Here is a 22722-nt window from a genome sequence, read left to right on the forward strand (position 1 = left end):
AATGAAGAATATTGAGGCCGTCTGAAAAGCAGTTTGAATCAAAACCTGGTTTCAGACGGCCTTTAAAAGGATTAATCCACACCGCGGGCGCGGTTTTCATGGAATTGCGCCTGCCAATCGGCAAATTTGCCTTGTTCGATGGCTTCGCGCATTTCTGCCATGATGACTTGGTAGAAGTGCAGGTTGTGGATGGTGTTGAGCTGTGCGCCCAAGATTTCGCCGACTCGGTGCAGGTGGTGCAGGTAGGAGCGGCTGAAGTTTTGGCATGCGTAGCAGGTGCAGCTTTCATCAATCGGACGCTTGTCGAGTTTGTGTTTGGCGTTTTTGATTTTCAAATCGCCAAAACGGGTAAACAGCCAGCCGTTACGCGCATTGCGGGTGGGCATGACGCAGTCGAACATATCCACACCGTGTGCCACGCCGTACACCAAGTCTTCAGGCGTGCCGACACCCATCAAGTAATGTGGCTTGTGTTCCGGCAGGATAGGGCCGACGGCGCGCAACATACGGTACATTTCGGGCTTAGGTTCGCCAACGGATAAGCCGCCGATGGCCAAGCCGGGAAAGTCGAGTTCTTCCAAACCTTTCAACGATTCTTCGCGCAAATCTTCATACATCGCGCCTTGGACAATACCAAACAACGCATTCGGATTTTTCAGGTCTTCAAAAGCTTTTTTGCTTCGCTCCGCCCAGCGCAGGCTCATTTGCAGCGATTTTTGCGCTTGGCTGTGTGTTGCTTCGCCAGGGGTACATTCGTCCAGCTGCATCACGATGTCGGAATTCAACACAGTTTGGATTTTCATCGACACTTCTGGTGAGAGGAACAGTTTGTCGCCGTTGATCGGGCTTTGGAATGTACAGCCTTCTTCGGTCAGCTTGCGCATATCGGACAACGAGAATACTTGAAAACCGCCCGAGTCGGTCAAAATCGGCTTATCCCAGCCGATAAATTCGTGCAGGCCGCCGAATTGTTCGATGACTTCCAAACCTGGGCGCAGCCACAGATGGTAAGTGTTGCCTAAAATGATTTGTGCTTTGATGTCATGCAGGTTTTGTGGGTTCATTGCTTTGACCGAACCGTAAGTGCCGACAGGCATAAATACCGGCGTTTCGATTTTGCCGTGGTTCAATTCCAAAGTGCCGCGTCGGGCATGACCGTCTTTTTTGTGTAAGGTAAATTTGAGCATAGTAATAATAGATTGGACGTTCGCGTGTGTGCGAAATGAAAGGGCAGATTATAAAGGATTTTTCGTTGGTTGACGGCTGGATTTTATCTTTGTCAAAACAATGCTTCAGACGGCCTGAATGACGGAGGAAATAAAAAATGAGGTATAAATCAAACAAAAATATTCAGGCCGTCTGAAAAGTATTTACAGATGCTTGCAAAAGGGAACACGCTTCGTTACAATAAGCGACTTAGATGAAGGCACATAGCTCAGTTGGTTAGAGCACCACCTTGACATGGTGGGGGTCGTTGGTTCGAGTCCAATTGTGCCTACCAAATTTCCATAACGGCTTTATGCCGTTATTTTTTAATGTTTTGGAGCTTTCTGATGTTGAACATTACCTTGCCGGACGGTTCGGTCCGCCAATACGAATCACCCGTTACCGTGGCGCAAATTGCAGCGTCTATCGGTGCAGGTTTGGCAAAGGCAACGGTAGCGGGCAAGGTTAACGGTAAATTGGTGGATGCTTGCGATCCGATTACCGAAGATGCTCATGTTCAAATCATTACGCCTAAAGACAAAGAGGGCGTGGAAATTATCCGCCACTCCTGCGCGCACTTGGTCGGTCATGCGGTCAAGCAGCTCTACCCAGATGCAAAAATGGTTATCGGCCCGGTGATTGAAGACGGGTTCTATTACGATATTGCGACTGAAAAACCGTTTACGCCTGATGATGTGGCTGCTATCGAAGCGCGCATGAAAGAGTTGATTGCACAAGACTATGACGTTATTAAAGTAATGACGCCTCGTGCAGAAACCATCAAAATTTTCCAAGATCGCGGCGAAGAGTACAAATTGCGTCTGATTGAAGATATGCCTGAAGTGGAAGCAATGGGTATGTATCATCATCAAGAATACGTCGATATGTGCCGCGGTCCTCACGTTCCCAATACCCGTTTCTTGAAAAACTTTAAGCTGACCAAGCTGGCAGGCGCATACTGGCGCGGCGACAGCAACAATGAAATGTTGCAACGTGTTTACGGTACGGCTTGGGCAAGTAAAGACGAATTGAAAGCCTATATCCAACGCATCGAGGAAGCGGAAAAACGCGACCACCGTAAGCTGGGTAAACAATTGGATTTGTTCCACCTGCAAGATGAAGCACCGGGCATGGTGTTCTGGCATCCTAAAGGCTGGGCTTTGTGGCAAGTGATTGAGCAGCATATGCGTAAAGAGCTGAATGCTGCCGGTTATAAAGAGGTTAAAACGCCTCAGATTATGGATAAAACCTTCTGGGAAAAATCCGGCCACTGGGAAAACTATAAAGACAATATGTTCGTGACCAGTTCAGAAAAACGCGAATACGCGGTTAAACCGATGAACTGTCCGGGTCATGTGCAAATTTTCAATAACGGTTTGCGCTCATATCGCGATTTGCCAATGCGTTTGGCTGAGTTCGGTTCTTGCCATCGCAATGAACCAAGCGGTGCATTGCATGGTCTGATGCGTGTTCGCGGTTTTGTGCAAGATGATGCGCATATCTTCTGTACCGAAGATCAAATCGTTGATGAAGCACGTGCATTCAATGAATTGCTTGTTCGCATTTACAAACAATTCGGCTTCCATGATGTTGCTGTGAAGTTGTCCCTCCGCCCTGAACAACGTGCAGGTTCTGACGAAGTTTGGGATAAGGCCGAACAAGGCCTGCGTGATGCATTGACCGCTTGCGGCGTAGAGTGGGAAGAGTTGCCTGGTGAAGGTGCATTCTATGGTCCTAAGATTGAGTACCATGTCAAAGATGCCTTGGGTCGCTCTTGGCAGTGCGGTACCCTGCAGTTGGACTTCGTATTGCCGGAGCGTTTAAATGCTGAATATGTAACTGAAAACAACGACCGTGCGCGTCCTGTAATGTTGCACCGTGCTATTTTGGGTTCATTGGAGCGCTTCATCGGTATTCTGATTGAAAACCATGCGGGTTCATTCCCATTGTGGCTTGCGCCGGTTCAAATGGTGATTATGAATATCACCGAGAACCAAGCAGATTATTGTCGCGAAGTGGCTGCCAAATTGCAGGCGGCAGGCTTCCGTGTCGAATTGGATTTGCGTAACGAAAAAATCGGTTACAAAATCCGCGACAACAGCCAATACCGTTTCCCTTATCAAATCGTTGTCGGCGATAAAGAGAAACAAGAAAACAAAGTTGCGGTACGCCGCAAAGCGGAAGACTTGGGTTCTTTGAATGTAGATGATTTTATTGCGCAATTGCAGCAAGAAATCATTGACGCCCTCGTCAATCATTAATTTTTATAGGAGTATTCATCATCGCTCAAGAACGCGAAGCACGAATCAATGGTGAAATTACCGCCAAAGAAGTGCGATTAATCAGTGAGTCAGGCGATCAGCTTGGTGTCGTTTCAGTTCGTGAAGCTCTGGCTATGGCCGAAGAGCAAGATGTCGATTTGGTAGAAATTTCCCCGACTGCCAAACCGCCCGTATGCAAACTGATGGATTACGGTAAATACAAATACCAACAAGCCAAAAAGCGCGACGAAGCTAAGAAAAACCAAAAGCAGGTACAAATCAAGGAAATTAAATTCCGTCCGGGTACTGATGAAGGCGACTATCAAATCAAGATGCGCAACATCAACCGCTTCCTTGCCGATGGTGACAAAGTCAAAGTGACATTGCGTTTCCGCGGTCGTGAGATGGCCCACCAACAATTGGGCGCCCAACTGCTTGAACGCGTAAAAGAAGAGTTGGCTGAAGTGGCACAAATCGAGTCCTTCCCTAAAATGGAAGGCCGTCAAATGGTGATGATGATTGTGCCTAAGAAAAAATAAAGCTATAATGCAAGGCTTATTTCGATTGCCGCTCGGAATAAGGTTTAATTAGCGGCAAAAACCGTGGTATTTTGGGTTCCAAGTGTTTGAAATTTATTTCAAAACCCCTTATACCTTATCTAATAACGAATGGAGTTTTCCAATGCCTAAAATGAAAACCAAGTCTAGCGCGAAAAAACGCTTTAAAGTACTGGGTAACGGTGGTGTAAAACGCGGTCATGCGTTCAAAAGTCACATCCTGACCAAAAAAACCACTAAAACTAAACGTCAATTGCGCGGCACCGCTATGGTGGATTCACGCGATTTGGCTTCTGTTGCTAAAATGTTGCCCTACGCTTAAGGAGTTTAGAATATGCCACGCGTAAAACGCGGTGTTACCGCTCGTGCTCGTCACCAAAAAGTCTTCGCGTTAGCCAAAGGCTACCGCGGTCGTCGTAAAAACGTTTACCGTGTTGCCAAACAAGCGGTAATGAAAGCCGGTCAATACGCATACCGTGACCGTCGCCAACGCAAACGTCAATTCCGTCAACTGTGGATCGTTCGTATCAATGCAGGTGCCCGTGAAAATGGTCTCTCTTACAGCAAATTCATGAACGGCCTGAAACGCGCTGCTATCGAAATCGACCGCAAAGTATTGGCTGATTTGGCTGTATTCGACAAAGCTGCATTTGCACAATTGGTTGAAAAAGCTAAAGCTGCTTTGGCTGCTTAATTCGATAAGATTATTTAAAAAGGAAGCTTATGCTTCCTTTTTTCTTTTCTTAAAGAAATCCTATGTAGTTGATTTTCTTTCTTTAAACTCTATTTTTTTATACTAATTTGCGATAAAATAGGTCTCTCTTATCAAACGGATTGGCCGCAGTAAGACAAAAGGCCGTCTGAACGGGTTTGTAATCAAATCCAACAGACGGCTTTGTTGTTTCAGACGGCCTGCCACCAACAAACAGACGATAAACCACCATGGAAAATGTAAACCGTATCGTTGCAGAAGGTATTGCCGCTATTGAAGCCGCGCAAGACTTCAATGCCTTAGAACAAATTAAAGCACGCTATCTTGGTAAAACCGGCGAATTGACCGGACTTTTGAAAACTTTGGGTCAAATGTCTCCTGAAGAGCGTAAAACCATAGGCGCGCACATCAACGAATGCAAAAATCAGTTTCAGACGGCCTTTAATACCAAACGCGATGCCCTGAATGAAGCTAAGCTGCAAGCCCAATTGGCTGCAGAAGCCTTGGATATTACTTTGCCGGGCCGTGCGCAAGAGCATGGCGGTTTGCATCCGGTTACTTTGACTTTGCAACGTGTGGTTGAGCTGTTTCACGGTATGGGTTTTGAAGTGGCGGACGGCCCTGAAATCGAAGACGATTTCCACAATTTCCAAGCCTTGAATATACCTGCAAATCACCCTGCACGTGCGATGCAAGATACCTTCTATGTTGAAAACGGCGACGTTTTGCGTACACACACTTCGCCTATTCAAATCCGCTATATGCTCGATAAAAAAGAGCCGCCTATCCGAATTATTGCTCCCGGCCGCGTTTACCGCGTGGACAGTGATGCCACTCACTCGCCTATGTTCCATCAAGCCGAAGGTTTGTGGGTAGAAGAGGGCGTAACTTTTGCCGACTTAAAAGCAGTGTTCACTGACTTTATCCGTCGCTTCTTTGAACGCGATGACCTGCAAGTACGTTTCCGTCCGTCTTTCTTCCCGTTCACCGAGCCTTCTGCCGAAATCGACATCATGGGCGAAAACGGCAAATGGTTGGAAGTAGGCGGTTGCGGTATGGTACATCCTAACGTGTTGAAAAATGTGAATATCGACCCTGAAAAATATACCGGTTTCGCTTTCGGCATCGGTCTCGACCGCTTTGCCATGTTGCGCTACAACGTGAACGACTTGCGCCTGTTCTTCGATAATGATTTGAACTTCTTGAAGCAGTTTAAATAAATTTCAGATGGTCTTTTGATAGGCCGTCTGAAAAGTAAATAGATATTACTGATTTCGTCTGATAAAAATTTGTTTCAGACGGCCTGATAGTAGAGAAAATAATATGCAATTTCCTTATTCATGGCTGAAAACCCAAGCCAATCCTGATCTTTCTGCCGATAAACTGGAACATCTTTTGACCATGGCCGGTTTGGAAGTGGAAGAGATCGATACTGCTGCCCCTGCTTTCAGTGGCGTGGTTGTTGCCGAAGTGAAATCCGTTGAGAAACACCCTGATGCAGACCGTTTGAACGTTACCCAAGTTGATGCCGGTACGGGCGAGTTGGTTCAGATTGTTTGTGGTGCGCCGAATGTCAAGCCGGGTATTAAAGTGCCGTGTTCGTTGCCGGGTGCCGTTTTGCCGGGTAACTTTAAAATTAAGCCGACTAAAATGCGCGGCGTACCATCAAACGGTATGTTGTGTTCGACCAATGAACTGGGTTTGCCAGATGATGGTGTAGACGGTCTGCACATTCTGCCTGAAGATGCGCCTGTCGGTACCAACATCCGCGAATACTTGGATTTGGACGATACGCTGTTTACGTTGAAAATTACGCCTAACCGCGCTGATTGCTTGAGCGTTAAGGGTATTGCGCGTGAGGTTTCTGCGTTGACTCAATGTGCGTTTAGGCCTGTTGAAATTCAGACGGCCTCTATCGGCAGTGAGAAAAAACAGGCTGTCCGTATTGACGCACCGGCCGACTGCGGCCGTTTTATCAGTCGCGTTATTGAAAATGTCAATGCGAAAGCGGCTACTCCCGATTGGATGAAACAACGTTTGGAACGCAGCGGTATCCGCAGCATTTCCGCATTGGTGGACATCGGCAACTATGTGATGCTGGAAATCGGTCAGCCTATGCATGTTTTCGATGCTGACAAGCTGTCAGGCAGTTTGATTGTCCGCCGTGCTCAAAATGGCGAGACTTTGGCGTGTCTGAACGAGAAGACGGTTACTTTGGCTGACAATACACTGGTGGTCGCTGATGAAAAAGGTGCGTTGAGCTTGGCAGGTTTGATGGGCGGCGAGGCAAGCGCGGTTTCTGATGAGACGCAAAATATTGTGTTGGAAGCTGCTTGGTTTGTACCGGAGATTATTGCCGGTAAATCCCGTCAATACGGTTTTGGTTCGGATTCTTCTTTCCGTTTTGAACGCGGTGTGGACTACTGCTTGCAAGCTGATGCCATTGAGCGTGCTACCGAATTGGTGGTACAGATTTGCGGTGGTGCAGCCGGTGAAATGGTTGAGGCACAAGGAAAATTGCCTGAGGCAAAACAGGTTGAATTGCGTTTAGGCCGTCTGAAAACGGTATTGGGCGTTGAAATCCCTGCTGAGCAAGTCGAAATTATCTTGCAACATTTGGGTTTGCAGCCTGAGAAAACCGCAGAAGGCTTCCGTGTCACTTCTCCTAGCTTCCGTTTTGACATCGAAATCGAAGCCGATTTGATTGAAGAAATCGGCCGCGTTTACGGTTATGAAAATATTCCCGACGACTATACTTCAGGTCGTCTGAAAATGTTGGCTTTGCCTGAAACCAAACGCCCGCGTTTTGCGGTTTATAACGAAATGGCGGCTCGCGGTTACCGCGAAGTGGTCAGCTATGCGTTTGTGGATGAGCAATGGGAGCAAGACTTTGCTGCCAATACCAATCCTATCCGCCTGCAAAATCCGTTGGCGGCGCAGTATGCCGTCATGCGTTCTACGCTTATCGGCGGTTTGGTGGAAGTTTTGCAAAACAATTTGAACCGCAAGCAAAACCGAGTACGCGTGTTTGAAATTGCCCGTGTGTTCAGCAAAGATTTGACTGATCAATTTGTTCAAAACGAACGTATCGGCGGTTTGTGGTATGGCTCCGTATTTCCTGAGCAATGGGGTGAAAAAACACGCAACGTAGATTTTTACGATATGAAAGCCGATGTTGAGAGCCTTTTGAAAAACAAGGAAGTATCCTTTGTTAAGACCGAACATCCGGCATTGCATCCTGGTCGTGCCGCCAATATTGTTTCAGACGGCAAAGTAGTTGGTTTTGTTGGCGAGTTGCATCCGAAATGGCTGCAAAAATATGATTTGCCACAAGCGCCGCTGGTATTTGAAATCGATATGGATGCGGTATTGGGTCGTGAGAAAACCCGTTATCAGTCTGTATCCAAATTCCAACCTGCACGCCGAGATTTGGCATTTGTAATGCCTGAAGCTGTGACGCATGATGATTTGTTAAATGTCCTGAAAGCGGCGGCGAACAAGCTGGTTCAAGAAATCAGTGTGTTTGACGTTTACCGCGGTACGGGCGTGCCTGAAGGCATGAAGAGCGTTGCCGTCAAAATCATTTTGCAAGATATGGAAAATACGCTGACAGATGACGTCATTGAGCCTTTGGTTGCGAAAATGATTAAAGCGGCAGCCGAAAAAGGCGCACAGCTTCGCGCTTAACATAAGATAAAAGTTGTCGCCAAAAATCACCAATAATATTTGATTTTTTGGTGAGGACTTGATTTTTAAAAGAATTTTGGTAATAATTGCACCAGTTTGAATGAAGGTAAACACATGACACTAACTAAAGCAGAATTGGCTGATATTTTGGTCGACAAAGTCAGCAACGTCACCAAGAATGATGCCAAAGAAATCGTCGAGCTCTTTTTTGAAGAAATCCGCAGCACTTTGGCGCGTGGTGAAGAAATTAAAATTTCCGGTTTCGGTAATTTCCAATTACGCGACAAACCTCAACGCCCTGGCCGTAACCCTAAAACAGGCGAAGAAGTGCCGATTACCGCACGCCGTGTGGTAACTTTCCATGCCAGCCAAAAACTCAAAGGCATGGTGGAGCATTACTATGACAAACAACAATAATCCGGTTATTCCTGCCAAGCGTTATTTTACGTTGGATGAAATGTGCCACTTGGTGCAAATCAGTCCGGCTCAGTTTGCCCAATGGCAACATGAAAATAATGTTGTGATTGGATACGGTGGCGATCGATATACGCGCTCAGATGTTGTTAAGTTGTTGAAACTGAAAGATACGTTTGAACCATATATCGATACGTTCAGCCGTGGCGCTTTGGATGCAAACGGCAATCCTGCCGCCAATGCGGAAGAAGTCCGTCATGGTCTGACGCAAATTTTGTCTGATTTGGAGCGTCATCTAGGTTCTGAACAACAAAACCATCATGTTGAGCTGTAATCGATAGGGAAACTCTGATCAAAAGTGCGAAAGCATACAAAGATTTGCATAATTGATTCTAATAAAGGCTGTTTGAATGATTTTCAGACGGCCTTTATTGTTTTATATTGCTTTCAAAATATCAGAATCTTGATTGCAAATGATTCTATGAAATAGCCGTAAATGTTATACTTAGCCTCTTGTTTGCCGACTGGGAAGAAACAGTCATTAGATAATGCGGATAAATGCCGCTTTTTCATGGCAGACTGAGGTTTTTAAAACAAATGTAACGGCAGAATAAACAGGCTGCCGGACAACATTCAAATCGATGAAATGGATAGCAGAAAATGAGCAGAATCCAACAAACTTTCTCAGTGCTCAATGGCGCAAAAGCACTGATTCCTTATATTACAGTGGGTGATCCCAACCTTGAGACAACCTTGGCATTGATGCATAGCCTGGTGGCTAATGGTGCTGATATTTTGGAACTGGGTGTGCCGTTTTCTGACCCGATGGCGGATGGCCCGACTATTCAACGTGCGGCTGAAAGGGCGTTGGCAAATCATGTTTCTTTGCACGACGTATTGGAAACAGTACGCTTGTTCCGTCAAACCAATGATAAAACGCCGGTTGTCTTGATGGGCTATTTGAACCCTGTACATAAAATGGGCTATCAGGCGTTTGCGCAAGCGGCTGCCGACGCGGGCGTGGATGGCGTATTGACTGTGGATTCTCCGGTAGAAACCATTACCCCGCTGCATGACTCATTGAAAGCGCAAGGTATTGATTGTATTTTCCTTATTGCGCCAACAACGACTGAGGAGCGTATTCAAACGATTGCCAAAGTAGCCGGCGGTTTTGTGTATTATGTATCGCTCAAAGGCGTGACCGGTGCGGCAAGTTTGGATACTGAAGAAGTTTCGCGTAAAATAGAGCTTTTGCGCAAATACATCGATATTCCGATTGGTGTCGGCTTCGGCATCAATAATGCGGAGAGTGCGCGTAAGATTGGTGCGGTAGCGGATGCCGTTATTGTCGGCAGCCGTATCGTCAAAGAGATTGAAAGCCACGCAGGTAGCGAGGCCGAAGCAGTAGGCGCGTTGGTTAAAGAGTTGAAAGACGCGATTCGCTAAATTTTTCCATTCCATTGTTTCAGACGGCCTTACGTTCAACTGGCCGTCTGAATTCTGAATTCCAAGGAGTCATTCATGAGCTGGCTAGATAAAATTCTTCCTCCGAAAATTAAAAACCGAAGCAGTTCGTCCAGCGTCCCTGAAGGCCTGTGGCACAAATGTCCGTCTTGTTCGGCAACGGTTTATTCAACCGAGTTGAAGCAAAACAGCGAAGTCTGCCCGAAATGTAATCACCACAATCCGCTTTCTGCGCGCGAACGTTTGAATCTACTTTTGGATGAAGAAGGCCGTGAAGAGATTGCAGCCAATATTAAACCGACCGACCCGCTGAAATTCAAAGACAGCAAAAAATATCCCGACCGCCTCGCGGCTGCGCGTAAAGCAACCGGTGAAGACGATGCATTGGTTGTTATGAAAGGCACCATGAACGGCCTGCCTGTCGTAGTGGCTGCGTTTGAATTCCGTTTTATCGGCGGCTCTATGGGTTCGGTCGTGGGTGAGCGTTTCGTTCAGGGTGTACGTCGTGCCGTTGCAGATAATTGTTCGTTTATTTGCGTGGCGGCTTCCGGTGGTGCGCGTATGCAGGAAGGGATTAACTCTTTGATGCAGATGACGAAGACCAGCGCGGCTTTGCATTTGCTGACTGAAAAACGTCTGCCGTTTATTTCCGTATTGACTGACCCGACCATGGGCGGCGTGTCTGCCAGCTTTGCCTTCTTGGGTGATGTGGTTTTAGCAGAACCGAATGCGCTGATTGGTTTTGCCGGTCCGCGCGTTATCGAGCAGACTGTACGCGAAACCTTGCCGGAAGGTTTCCAACGTGCAGAATTCTTGTTGGAGAAGGGGGCAATCGACCAAATCGTCGATCGCCGTTCCATGAAAAAACGTATCAGCGATTTGATTACTTTGTTGCGTCATGAAGGTAAAGTAACTGCTGCTTGATTGGCACAATAAGAAAGGCCGTCTGAAAATAATATTTCAGACGGCCTTTTTGATTATTGAGGATTAAGCAGTCAATGCGGCTTTTAAAATCTTGTTGACTTCACCCATGTCGGCTTTGCCGGCCAGGCGGGTTTTCAATACGCCCATGACTTTGCCCATATCTGCCATGCCTGATGCACCGGTTTCTGCAATGACTGCTTCAACAACAGTCTTGATTTCTTCTGCAGACATCATTTGCGGCAGGTAGCAGTTGAGGATTTCGATTTCCGCGTTTTCTTTGTCAGCCAAATCTTGACGGCCGGCTTCGGTGTAGATTTTGGCGCTGTCTTTGCGCTGTTTTACCATTTTGGTCAGGATAGAGATGACTTTTGCGTCATCGGCTTCAGTGCGCTCATCTACTTCAAATTGTTTGATGGCGGCATTAATCAGGCGGATGGTGCTTAAAGACACTTGGTCTTTGGCACGCATGGCGGTTTTCATGTCTTCGGTTAATTGTGTTTTTAGGCTCATAATGTTCTCACTTTATATCAATAAAAAAGTGCCGTCTGAAAAATAAAACACACCGCAAAGCTGCCCTTGCGGTGTGTCGTTTATCACAGGGCAGGCCTGTAATTAGTACATTTTAGGAGGCAGTTGTTGGCTGCGCAGACGTTTTTGCAGACGTTTGGCTGCAGCAGCTTTTTTGCGTTTGCGTTCGGTAGTTGGTTTTTCGTACGCTTCACGGGCGCGCAACTCGGTCAACAGACCGGTTTTTTCTACGGCACGTTTGAAACGACGCATGGCAACTTCAAATGGTTCATTCTCTTTAACACGAATAGCAGGCATTTTATTTCCTTTAAATTTTGTTCAATCAAACCGTTTTAAGAAATAGAGGACGGTTTGTCATAATGGGGTAGTTGTTGTATCGCTGGTTTGCCGAGGGCAGGGCGGGATACGCGCCGTGATGTAAACATCACCTCCTAACAAGTCGGCTTTTGCCGTGCAAGTGACCTTTTCGGTCAGAAACAATCGGGCGATTATCTTATAAACCCGATAGTCTGTCAAGATTGCAGGCCGTCTGAATATTTGATTCTGTCTCACTTTTCAGACGGCCTATCGGGTATTAATAACGGCCGGGAACCGTACCCATACGTTGTTTCAACGAAGTTTGCGGTTCGTTGAACAATGACGCGTAATAAGTCGCGTTGGTCATGACTTTTTTCACGTAATCGCGGGTTTCGGTAAATGGGATGGTTTCGGCGTAAATAGCGCCTTCCAAAGGCGAAGAAGCCTGCCAGTTGCGGGCGCGGCCTGGGCCGGCGTTGTAGCCTGCGGTGGCCATCACTTCGTTATTTTGCAGGCGGCGTTTGGCATCTGCCATGTACCACGTACCCATGCGGATATTGCCGTCCATGGTGTAGAGTTCGCTGCTGCTCATGCCGATTTTGCCGGCGATTTCGCGGGCGGTTGCAGGCATGACCTGCATCAGGCCTTGTGCGCCGACGCTGGATTGCGCGCCCATGACAAAGCGGCTCTCTTGGCGAATCAAACCGTAAACCCATGCCGGGTCAACGCCTGCCTGTGTGGCATAGCGGACGGTCAGGTCTTTAAACGGAGAGATATAGCGCAGTTTGTAGTTGAGTTTGTGGTCGGTACGGTCTGCGCTGTTGATCGCCATGTCGTAGAACTGGTTGTCAAAAGCGACTTGTGCGGCAGTCAGCAGATTGTCTTCGTTGAAGTCGCGGGTGGCAAAACGCCATTCTGCCTGTGCCTGACGGCGCATTTTGGAATCGCCGTTGCTTTGGCTGTTTTTAAACAGAACCAATGCGCGTTTGATGGCGCCGTCTTCGCTCATGCGGCGGACGTCTCTGGCATCGGCATCGGAAACATTGTTGCGCGTATTGATGCGGCGGCCCAGTTCTTCACCAGCCAATACGGCGTAGAAATTGCGGCCGGAAGCAGCGGCTTTTTCATACATTTCTTTGGCTTGGCTGTTTTTGCCTTGTGCGGCAAAGCTGCGACCCAGCCAATATTGCCATGTCGGGTCTTTTTGCAGTTTTTCAGGCATATGCTGAATCACGCTTGCCAATTCGTCCCAACGTTGCAGGCGCAAGGCGGCGCGTGCGTACCATTCCAATTGCTCGTCGGTCAGTTGCTTGCGGTCGGAAACGCGGCCGTAGTAGCTCAAAGCAGTCGGCATGTTTTGGCTTTGTGCATGGTAGTGGCCCAATACGCCCCATGCGAAGCTGCGTTGTTCGCGGCTGAGGCCGGATTCCATGTCGGACAGGGTGGCGGCGGCAGAAGCGGATTTGCGTGCATCTTTGCCGATTACGCTCAACAGGCTGTATTCGGTCGCACCTTGCGCGCCACCTTCAAACGGGCTGCCCAATGCGGCGGCGAGGTTGCGTGCATCCGTGGTTTGGCTGTTGCTCAACAAGCCGCGCACGCGACGCCATGCGTCGTTGGTGTTCAGACGGCCTGAAGCTGCCGTACTTTCAACCAAGCGGGTACAGCCGGCAGGCAGTTTGCCGGTCACGCGAACCAGCTCGGCGGCTTTGCTGTAATTGCCGCTGCTCAAATCGGCATAACATTGCACTTCTTGTGCGACGCCGGCGGCGTTCAATTTACTGAATTCTTGACGGAACAAATCCCACTGGCCGCGCGCGCCCAAGGTTTTCAGCCATTCGTTGCGGACGTTTTCAGCCATTGCGCTGTCGCTGGCTTGGGATAAAAATTGTTGTACCCAAGCATCGTCGCCGCGTTTGGCAGCATCGATGGCGCTTTGGTATTGGCTGTAATCGGACAGGACTTTGGATTCGCTGTCGGCGCGGCGTGAAGGGATAGAAGTGGATTTAGGCTGAACGACGCTTTCGGTTTTCGAAGCAGTCGGTGTGTTTTGGGTGGCGCACGCCGATAAAACAGCGGCGGTAATCAAGCTGAGGGAGAGAGGGAAAAGACGTTGAACGTTCATTGGATACCGTGTCGTTTTTAGAATCAAAATAGCTGCTTATTTTAAATGATTTATGCGGAATAACCGAATTACAAACTGATATTTACATTTTCAAAGCCCGGAAATGACTCAGGCCGTCTGAAATATGAAACACTTTTGAGTATTCCTAATTCAGACGGCCTGTTATGAAGGAAGTCGTCAATCGGGTTTGTGTTCGATATAGTCTTGCGGTTTGTCGGCTTTGTTGGTGCGCGTAACCGTATATTCGCCTTCGATAATGTCTTCATCATCTTTGGCGGAGCTGTAAGTCTGGCGGCTTTGGAAAGACTGCGTAGAAGAAACGGCCGCGTTACCTTTAAATGGAATCAGCAAGAGCAGGGCAACGGCGGTTGAAATAAAGCCGGGGCTGAGCAGGAAAACCGCGGCGGCAGTATAGCGAATCGGCCACAGCATCTGATAGAGGGAAATGTTTTGTCCGCTGCGGACGGCTGCGCCTGCGAGCAATAAGCCGGAGATGCCGGTATGGCGCAGCATAAAGATACCGCTGATAAAGCTGAGAGCCATCAAAAATAGCGTCCAACCGCCGCCAAGCCAGTCGGCAACCCAGACGATGGACATGATTTCCAAAAAGATTAAAACCAAAAAACCGATTCCAAAATACTGCATAAGTGTTTGTTCCTTCATTCAACGGATAGTGTCGATTGTGTTTTATCTAGATAAAGATAAACCTTATTTTTTCAAGCAAATGCTGTGTGAAAAAGGGTAAACGGGTGATGAGGCCGTCTGAACGGAGATATAAAGAAGGCAGATGTTTCAGACGGCCTTTAGATATTCTATCGCATCACATTGTTCCAATCACTTTCAAAATAACTGACGAGAATTTGGTTGTTCAAATAATTTGCTTCAACCTTGCGCCTTGCCATATCGGACGGAAAACGGAACATTTCGGCAACGGTCTGGGCATTAAGATAGCGGGTGGGTACATCGAATTTTTGCGGAATGGGGAAGTTTTGGTCGAAGCCTGCCAACACAAATCCCCATTCGCCAAAGGAAGGGACGTAAACATGATAGGGCGCAGTATTCAACTTGGCCGCTTCGAGGGTGGCAACGACCGACCAGTAGGCGTTGGGGGCGAAGTAGGGCGAGGTGGATTGGACGACGATTTTGCCCTGCGGCTGAAGATGGCGGGCGACGAGGCGGTACATGGGGACGGAGTAGAGTTTGCCCAGCGAGAAATTGGACGGGTCGGGCAGGTCGATGATGATAACGTCGAATTTTTCAGACGACCTTTCCAGCCATTTGGCGGCATCGTCGTTGACGACGTGCATTTTGGGATGGGACAGCGAACCTTGGTTGAGCGCGCTCAAGGTGGCAGAGGTTTTAAAGGTGGCGGTCATGTCGGGGTCGAGATCGACCAAAGTAACATTTTTGATCTGCGGATATTTTAAGACTTCGCGTGCCGCTAATCCATCGCCGCCGCCAAGAATCAGGACGCGTTCGGCGTTCGGCACCATCTGCATGGCAGGCAGAACGAGTGCTTCATGGTAACGTGCTTCGTCGCGTGAGGAGAATTGCAGGTTGCCGTTGATATAGAGGCGGGTGTCGTCTTTCCAGCGTGTAACGACCAGCCGTTGGTAGGGCGAATGGCTTTGATAGACGACGGGGTCGCCGAAATAGCTTTGTTCGGCTTTGAAAGAGATACGGTCGGCGTAGACGAAGGCGGCGGCGAGGACGGACAAGACAATCAGCGCGCGCAGGCAGATGGCGTGGTAGCGGGGTAATTCGGATTTGAATACACGCGCGGTCAGATAGGCGACGGCGGCGTTGAAAATGCCAAACAACAAGGCGGAACGTGCCATGCCGAGTTTGGGGGCGAGCAGGAGCGGGAAGAGCAGGGAAACGGCAAGTGCGCCCAAATAGTCGAAGGTCAGGACTTTGGAAACGAGTTCTTTAAATTCCGCCCCTTTTTGGTTTAACACACGCATGACCAAAGGAATTTCCATGCCGACAACCATGCCGACAATCAGTACAAAAGCGTAGAGCAGGGTGCGGAACGGGGCAGCGGATAAACCGAAGGCCACAAATAATGCCAGCGCGGAAATGCCGCCGATGATGCCGACCAGAAGTTCGATTTCGATAAAGCGGTGCAATACGTCTTTATCTTTAATGTATTGGGTCAGGTGTGCGCCGATACCCATTGAAAACAGATAAAGCCCGATGACGGAGGAAAACTGCAAAATACTGTCGCCCAAAAGATAGCTTGCGAGCGCGGCAATGATGAGCTCGTAAGCGAGGCCGCAGCTGGCGACGATAAAAACGGAGATGATGAGGGTGCGGTGGGCGTTCATGATGACGTTTTTGTTGCTTGAGTGTGGGCAATGTAATGATTTTTAAGGTGGGCTGCAAGTTTATTTATAGGATGTAGAAAAGGCCGTCTGAACGAATTGTTTCAGACGGCCTTTAATCTGTCAGGCATTAATAGCGGTGTTTAAATACCATGCCCACTGCGTAAGAAGATTTTTTCGGCAAATCTTTGTCGTATTTCGGATTGACGTTTTCTTTCAACCAGCCGGCGCCGAGTGTGGCAGTTGTCCGTTTGGAGAAGCTGTAATCAGTGCTGACGGCAACGTGTTTGTAGTCTTCGCCGATAGAGCTTTTACCGTAGGCGAAGCCGATTTGAGGTTTGAAATTGCCTACTTTGTATGAGCCGGACACCATAAACTCTTTGGTGTTGTTGATTTCTTTGTCGTAAGAACCAGCTACGTTGCCTGCCGCATCTTTCCATACGCCCCAGCAGCTGAAGCCGTCACAAGTGTTTTTGGCGTATTGGAACGCGGCATCGACGGAGATTTTGTCTTTGCTGTATCCGGCCATGAATGCATGGGCTTGGAAGTCTTTGGTTTCGGTCGGAGAGTCGTTGGGTGCGTATTCGGCAGCGTAGTGGGCGTTAAAGCCGTTGTTTGGGTGGTTGTAGTCCACACCCCAGCCGAAAACCCAGTCGCCGTCACGTTTTTTGTCCGGATTCCAGTCGTTGTTGTTGCGTGCGGCATTGGAACCTGGGGAAACGTTGAATTTGAATTGGAAACCGTTTTTCCAAGGAGACTCATAAGCCATAGAAACGCGACGTTGGCCGAAGCGGGAAATTTTGCCGAATTCCAAAATCGAGCTGTTGGTGTCGAACGGGTTCAGATAAATGCTGTTCATGGGCGTACTGATGTAACCCATTTTGACGGTGCCAAGGTTTTTGTAGCTGTTGAGAGCGACGTATGAGTCGGCAGTACCCCAGCCGCCCCAGCGGTCGGAATCGAAGTAAATAAAGGAGCCAAGTTGCCATTTCAGCCATAAGTCGTTGTTGAGTCGTACTTCATCGGAGAGATAAAGACTGGAACTTTTATCGGAAATGGTTGTATTGGTGACGCCGGTTTTATTGTTGTGTTCGACCTCGGTCATGATGTAGATGGTACCGCTCATTTTAGGTTCGGCGTGGGCGAAGCTTATGGAAGAGCCGATGAGGGTAATGGCAACAAAACAAGATAACTTGTTCATTTTGTTCTCCTTTTATGTCTTTTATTAATTGGGGATTGGGGAATTTGGATAATCTTATTTGACAAATTATAAAAAATCAATACATTTGTAACTTATCGTAGGATAAATTGAAAAATAGTTTTCAGTTACGTATTTTTGTGTTAATTTGCCAACAATCTTGGATGACCCATTGTTATTCTGATGGAATATGTAGTTTATAACACTATTTTTATGGTTTGAAATAGACGATTTAACTATGCTGGAAAAAATCTAAATTAATGTAGTTGAGTGTAGCTTGAATAATTCAGGCCGTCTGAAAAAGAAGAATACCTAAAAGAAGGAATGAAATATGGCTGGAAAAACCTATCCGCTGTTGGCTGCATCATTGGCTGCTGTATTCGCATTGTCGGCGTGCGGCCGTGATGTTAAGCCTGCTCCTGAGTTTAAACGTACCGATTATGAGCGCGTGGTGGTCAGCAACGGCGTCGAGCCGGGTACGCTGGATCCGCAGATGAGCGGCGATATGGCGGCCGGTGCGATTATCCGTCAGTTGATGGATGGTTTGGTCGGTACGGATGCCGAAGGTAAAACCATTCCTGCTTTGGCGGAAAAATGGGAGAGCGAGGGCGAGCGTATTTGGACCTTCCATCTGCGTGATGCCAAATGGAGTAACGGCGATCCGATTACTGCCGAAGATTTCGTGTACAGCTTCCGCCGTCTTGCCGATCCAGCCACCGGCGCACCTTTCGGCAGCTATTTGGTCGATGCCCAAGTGGAAAATGCGGAAGATATATTAAACGGCAAAGCCAAGCCTGAGACATTGGGCGTCAAGGCATTGGACGCAAAGACCCTGCAATTTACGCTGATTGCGCCCGTGCCTTATTTCCCCGATATGCTGATTCAGCAATTCACATTTCCGGTTCACCGCGCCACTGTTGAAAAATACGGCAATAAGTGGACGCAGCCTGGTCAGTATGTTTCCAGTGGCGCTTATCTGTTAACGGATTGGAAAGTCAACAGCCACATTAATATGGAACGCAATCCCAATTATTACGATAAAGACAAAGTAGCCATTCCGAAGGCGGTTTTCTTGTCAGGCAGCGGCGAGTACAACCGTTATCGCGCCAATGAAATTGATGTGACTTACGGTATTCCCAGCGATCAGGTTAAAGTGGCGGATATTGAGTTTCCGGGACAAGTGAAACGTACAACTTCTTTGTGCAGCTGGTATTTAGAGCCGAACCACGAAGCGGCGCCATTTAACGATCCGCGCGTCCGTAAGGCGCTCAATATGCTGACGCGCCGCGACATCGTCGTCAAAGTGGGCGGCCGTGGCGATACGCCTGCGTTCCAATTGACGCCGCCGCAAATGCAGGGCGTGATTCCTGTTTATCCGGAGTGGAAAGAGTGGACGCCTGAAAAACGCATCGAAACCGCACGCAAACTGTTGAATGAAGCAGGCTACAACGATGACCACCCGCTTGAGTTTGATATTTTGTACAGCACCAGCGAAGCATCCAAAAAACAAATTACTGCCGTGCAGTCGGTGTGGAAAGCCGCCATTCCGTTTATCCGTCCGACTTTGTCCAACGAGGAATGGAAAACTTATTTGGATACGCGCGCACAAGGCAATTTCAAAGTTTCGTTCAGCGGCTGGTGTTCCGATTTCAATGATGCGGCGGGTATGCTCAATATCTTGAAATCCAACAACTCAAACAATGCATTCCGCTACAAAAGCGCGGCGTTTGATACATTTATGAACAATACGCTGAAAGATGGTGTCAGCAAGGAAGCGCGTAGCCAGCTCTATGCCGATGCGGAGAAGCAGCTTCAAGAAGACGCTACACTGATTCCGTTGTATCATCAGGTTGAAGTGCGTATGGTCAAACCCGATATTATCGGCTATTCCGACAAAGACCCTTTACGGAACTACACAGTCAAGAACTGGTCGTTCGCACCGAAAAAATAGATTGATTATAGACAGCACAAGTTTTCAGACGGCCTTGATGACAGAGGCCGTCTGAAACAATAGGAGATATAACACATGAAATCTGTACAACAACGTTTGTCCGCTTTACGCGAAGCCATGAAAAAACATGGCGTAGACGCGTTTGTCATTCCTTCCGCCGATCCGCACCTTTCCGAATACCTGCCCGAGCATTGGCAGGCACGTCGCGATTTTTCCGGCTTTACCGGTTCGGCCGGCACTTTGGTGGTAACCGCCGATAAAGCAGGCGTGTGGACGGACAGCCGCTATTGGGAACAGGCAGGTCAACAGCTTGCGCCAAACGGCATCGAGCTGCAAAAAATGGGCGTTGATGCGCCTTATACCGAGTGGTTGGCACAAAATCTGCCCGAGGGCGCAGTGGTCGGCGCGCCTGCCGATATGTTCGCACTCAGCGGTGAGCGCGGTTTGAAACAGGCACTTGCCGCCAAAAACATCCGCCTCGAATATCCTGAAACTTTGTTGGACGAAGTATGGGACGACCGTCCTGCATTGCCGACTCCGGAAATCTACGTTCACCATCCCGACTACGTTTCCGAAACTGCGGCCGAAAAACTGGCCCGTATCCGTACGGCCATGAAAGAGCAGGGCGCAGATGCACATTTGGTTTCTTCTTTGGATGACATTGCTTGGATTACCAATCTGCGCGGTGATGATGTGCCGTTCAACCCTGTGTTCTTGTCCCATCTGTTTATCAGTCAAGACAAAGCCGTATTGTTTACTGATGCAGGCCGTCTGAAAGCCGAATCTGCCGAAGCTTTGAAAGCGGCAGGTTTTGAAGTATTGCCTTATGCGCAAGCGGCGGACTATTTGGCAGGCGTTAAGGGCGCATTGCTGATTGATCCGAACAAAACCGCTGTCGGTACTTTGCGCCGCCTGCCTGAAGACGTCCGTTTGATTGAAGCCATCCACCCAAGTACATTCTTCAAATCAGTCAAATCCGATGCCGACATTACCCATATCCGCAATACCATGGCGGAAGACGGCGCGGCATTGTGCGGCTTCTTTGCCGAGTTTGAACAAATCTTGGCAGACGGCGGCGAATTGAGCGAGCTGGACATCGACGGCATGCTCTATAAACACCGCAGCCAACGTCCCGGCTTTATTTCGCCAAGTTTCGACACCATCGCCGGCTACAATGCCAATGCCGCCTTGCCTCATTACAGCGCGACACCGGAAAACAACAGCAAAATCAAAGGCGACGGTATGCTGCTGATTGACTCCGGCGGCCAATACTGGGGCGGTACGACCGACATCACGCGTGTGGTGCCTGTCGGCAATCCGAGTGCGGCCATGAAGCGCGATTACACTTTGGTGTTGAAAGCGCATATTTCTCTGGCGGAAACCATTTTCCCTGAAAACATCAAAGGCCCGATGATTGATGCCATCTGTCGTAAATCACTCTGGCAGGCGCAATGTGATTACGGTCACGGTACAGGTCATGGCGTGGGCTATTTCCTCAATGTGCATGAAGGTCCGCAAAGCATTGCCGTTGCCGCCGTGCCGCAACCGCATCACGCGATGAAGTCAGGCATGCTGACTTCCAACGAGCCGGGTCTTTACCGTCCGGGCAAATGGGGTATCCGTATCGAAAGCCTGGTAATCAACCGTCCGGTTGAAAACCCAGAGGAAACCGAGTTCGGCAAATTCCTGTATTTTGAGACCGTTACCCTCTGTCCAATCGATACGCGCCTGATCGATACCAAACTGATGACCGGCAGCGAAATCGAATGGCTGAACCAATATCACGCCGAAGTGCGCCGCCGTCTCGAGCCTTTGACAGAAGGCGCGGCCAAAGCATGGCTGATTGAACGCACCGAACCTTTGGCGCGTTAACGTGAAAGGCCGTCTGAAACGGCGGATACAAAGTTTCAGACGGCCTTATCACAACAATTATCTAAAAACTAAAAAACCTTACCCGACTCCGAATAAAAACAATAACCCGGTCGGAATAGAGAGAGAAACCGGCGCGGCGACGTTACAGACGCCTGCTGCCATTCATCCGATTTCCGCTTCAGGTCAGCTTTGTTTTCACGAGTCCGGTATGTTCAGACAGGACAGCCTGATTATGTTGAAATTCATCATCAAACGGATATGTGCTTCCATCCCGACCATGCTGGTGTTGATTACCGTATCGTTTTTTCTGATGCGGCTTGCACCGGGCAGCCCGTTCACAGGCGAACGCAATTTGCCGCCTGCGGTCATGGCCAACATCGAAGCCAAATACCACCTCAATGACCCGATGTACCTCCAATATTTCCACTACCTCAAGCAGTTGGCGCAGGGGGATTTGGGGCCGTCGTTCAAATATAAAGATTTCAGCGTTAATGAGTTGCTTGCCCAATCCCTGCCAGTATCGGCAGAACTTGGTTTCTACGCCTTTTTTGCCGCCATCTTCGGCATGTTTATCGGCATCATCGCCGCCTTAAAACAAAACAGCTGGCTGGATTATTCGCTAATGAGCGGCGCGATGACCGGTATCGTTGTTCCCAGTTTTGTGATGGCGCCGGTATTGGTGCTGGTGTTTGCTGTCAGACTGCAATGGCTGCCTGCAGGCGGCTGGAACGATGGCGCACTGATGAATTTGATTCTGCCTGTCGTTACTTTGTCCATCGGTTATGTGTCCAGTATCGCGCGGATTACGCGGGGTGCGATGATTGAAGTATTGAACAGCCCCTTTATCCGTACGGCACGCGCCAAAGGCCTGCCCATGAGCCGCATCATCCTGCGCCATGCGCTGCGTCCCGCCATGCTGCCGATTGTTTCTTTCTTAGGCCCGGCATTCGTTGGCATCATTACCGGCTCCATTGTGATTGAAAACGTGTTCGGTATTCCCGGCGTCGGACAATTATTTGTCAACGGCGCGCTCAACCGCGACTACGGCATGATTTTGGGTTTGACGATTTTGGTGGGCATTATGACCATTTTGTTCAACGCCATCCTCGATATTCTGTATGCCATTATTGACCCGAAAATCCGTTATTAATCCCATTTGCGCAAAGGCCGTCTGAAACGTTCAGACGGCCTGAAGAAAGAAT

At 48.6% G+C, this 22722-nt stretch carries 20 protein-coding genes and 1 tRNA gene; 14 read left to right on the forward strand and 7 right to left on the reverse strand.

The window, feature by feature from the left end; translation table 11 throughout:
- Positions 1–71: 71 nt before the first annotated feature.
- Positions 72–1187 carry a tRNA guanosine(34) transglycosylase Tgt gene (gene tgt / locus ACTHTU_RS03925; RefSeq protein ID WP_003745960.1) on the reverse strand — a complete coding sequence of 372 codons (1116 nt, stop codon included), beginning with the start codon at positions 1185–1187 and terminating at the stop codon, positions 72–74.
- Between the two features lie 237 nt (positions 1188–1424).
- Between tgt and ACTHTU_RS03930 the strand changes: the two genes are divergently transcribed.
- The 11 genes from ACTHTU_RS03930 (at position 1425) to accD (ending at position 11225) form a co-directional block, all read left to right on the forward strand.
- Positions 1425–1501, forward strand: a tRNA-Val gene (locus ACTHTU_RS03930).
- A gap of 52 nt (positions 1502–1553) precedes the next feature.
- Positions 1554–3467: a threonine--tRNA ligase gene (gene thrS / locus ACTHTU_RS03935; protein WP_440361817.1), complete on the forward strand. Its 1914-nt coding sequence runs from the start codon at positions 1554–1556 to the stop codon at positions 3465–3467.
- 17 nt (positions 3468–3484) lie between these two features.
- Positions 3485–4006, forward strand: coding sequence for a translation initiation factor IF-3 (gene infC / locus ACTHTU_RS03940; RefSeq protein WP_440361869.1), 522 nt, complete (start codon positions 3485–3487; stop codon positions 4004–4006).
- Positions 4007–4148: 142 nt separating this feature from the next.
- Positions 4149–4346 (forward strand): 50S ribosomal protein L35, encoded by a 198-nt coding sequence (rpmI, locus tag ACTHTU_RS03945; RefSeq protein WP_003675505.1) that lies wholly within the window; start codon positions 4149–4151, stop codon positions 4344–4346.
- 12 nt (positions 4347–4358) lie between these two features.
- On the forward strand, positions 4359–4718 hold the full coding sequence (gene rplT, locus ACTHTU_RS03950; protein WP_003675502.1) for a 50S ribosomal protein L20: 360 nt from the start codon (positions 4359–4361) through the stop codon (positions 4716–4718).
- Positions 4719–4966: 248 nt separating this feature from the next.
- Positions 4967–5956: a phenylalanine--tRNA ligase subunit alpha gene (gene pheS, locus ACTHTU_RS03955; protein ID WP_070814423.1), complete on the forward strand. Its 990-nt coding sequence runs from the start codon at positions 4967–4969 to the stop codon at positions 5954–5956.
- 103 nt (positions 5957–6059) lie between these two features.
- Positions 6060–8423, forward strand: coding sequence for a phenylalanine--tRNA ligase subunit beta (pheT, locus tag ACTHTU_RS03960; RefSeq protein WP_440361818.1), 2364 nt, complete (start codon positions 6060–6062; stop codon positions 8421–8423).
- 114 nt (positions 8424–8537) lie between these two features.
- Entirely contained in the window at positions 8538–8840 is a 303-nt protein-coding gene (locus ACTHTU_RS03965) for an integration host factor subunit alpha (protein WP_003680933.1), read from the forward strand.
- Complete coding sequence (locus ACTHTU_RS03970) at positions 8824–9171, forward strand: hypothetical protein (protein WP_440361819.1); 348 nt, start codon at positions 8824–8826, stop codon at positions 9169–9171. Before ACTHTU_RS03965 ends, ACTHTU_RS03970 begins: the two co-directional genes overlap by 17 nt.
- 326 nt (positions 9172–9497) lie before the next feature.
- On the forward strand, positions 9498–10283 hold the full coding sequence (trpA, locus tag ACTHTU_RS03975) for a tryptophan synthase subunit alpha (protein ID WP_049335528.1): 786 nt from the start codon (positions 9498–9500) through the stop codon (positions 10281–10283).
- Positions 10284–10358: 75 nt separating this feature from the next.
- On the forward strand, positions 10359–11225 hold the full coding sequence (gene accD / locus ACTHTU_RS03980) for an acetyl-CoA carboxylase, carboxyltransferase subunit beta (protein ID WP_049331298.1): 867 nt from the start codon (positions 10359–10361) through the stop codon (positions 11223–11225).
- A gap of 63 nt (positions 11226–11288) precedes the next feature.
- Here accD and ACTHTU_RS03985 read toward each other — a convergent pair whose 3' ends face one another.
- The 6 genes from ACTHTU_RS03985 to ACTHTU_RS04010 form a co-directional block, all read right to left on the reverse strand.
- Positions 11289–11735 (reverse strand): GatB/YqeY domain-containing protein, encoded by a 447-nt coding sequence (locus ACTHTU_RS03985; RefSeq protein WP_049344106.1) that lies wholly within the window; start codon positions 11733–11735, stop codon positions 11289–11291.
- Positions 11736–11837: 102 nt separating this feature from the next.
- Positions 11838–12050: a 30S ribosomal protein S21 gene (rpsU, locus tag ACTHTU_RS03990; protein ID WP_003680926.1), complete on the reverse strand. Its 213-nt coding sequence runs from the start codon at positions 12048–12050 to the stop codon at positions 11838–11840.
- Positions 12051–12327: 277 nt separating this feature from the next.
- A complete protein-coding gene (locus ACTHTU_RS03995) occupies positions 12328–14175 on the reverse strand; it encodes a transglycosylase SLT domain-containing protein (RefSeq protein WP_440361820.1) in 1848 nt (615 codons plus the stop codon).
- A 177-nt stretch (positions 14176–14352) separates the two neighbouring features.
- Positions 14353–14820, reverse strand: a complete 468-nt coding sequence (locus ACTHTU_RS04000; protein WP_049351167.1) for an FxsA family protein — start codon at positions 14818–14820, stop codon at positions 14353–14355.
- Positions 14821–14987: 167 nt separating this feature from the next.
- Positions 14988–16505: a polyamine aminopropyltransferase gene (locus tag ACTHTU_RS04005; RefSeq protein ID WP_318250411.1), complete on the reverse strand. Its 1518-nt coding sequence runs from the start codon at positions 16503–16505 to the stop codon at positions 14988–14990.
- Positions 16506–16629: 124 nt separating this feature from the next.
- Entirely contained in the window at positions 16630–17700 is a 1071-nt protein-coding gene (locus ACTHTU_RS04010; protein ID WP_440361821.1) for a porin, read from the reverse strand.
- Positions 17701–18028: 328 nt separating this feature from the next.
- Here ACTHTU_RS04010 and ACTHTU_RS04015 point away from each other — a divergent pair, with 328 nt between their 5' ends.
- The 3 genes from ACTHTU_RS04015 (at position 18029) to oppB (ending at position 22670) form a co-directional block, all read left to right on the forward strand.
- Positions 18029–19648 (forward strand): ABC transporter substrate-binding protein, encoded by a 1620-nt coding sequence (locus tag ACTHTU_RS04015; protein WP_440361822.1) that lies wholly within the window; start codon positions 18029–18031, stop codon positions 19646–19648.
- A gap of 75 nt (positions 19649–19723) precedes the next feature.
- Positions 19724–21520 (forward strand): aminopeptidase P family protein, encoded by a 1797-nt coding sequence (locus ACTHTU_RS04020; RefSeq protein WP_440361823.1) that lies wholly within the window; start codon positions 19724–19726, stop codon positions 21518–21520.
- Between the two features lie 232 nt (positions 21521–21752).
- Positions 21753–22670 carry an oligopeptide ABC transporter permease OppB gene (gene oppB / locus ACTHTU_RS04025; RefSeq protein ID WP_440361870.1) on the forward strand — a complete coding sequence of 306 codons (918 nt, stop codon included), beginning with the start codon at positions 21753–21755 and terminating at the stop codon, positions 22668–22670.
- Positions 22671–22722: the final 52 nt, after the last annotated feature.

It is taken from the genome of Neisseria sp. P0020.S005 (genome assembly GCF_051957055.1).
GTDB classification, from domain to species: domain Bacteria; phylum Pseudomonadota; class Gammaproteobacteria; order Burkholderiales; family Neisseriaceae; genus Neisseria; species Neisseria subflava_A.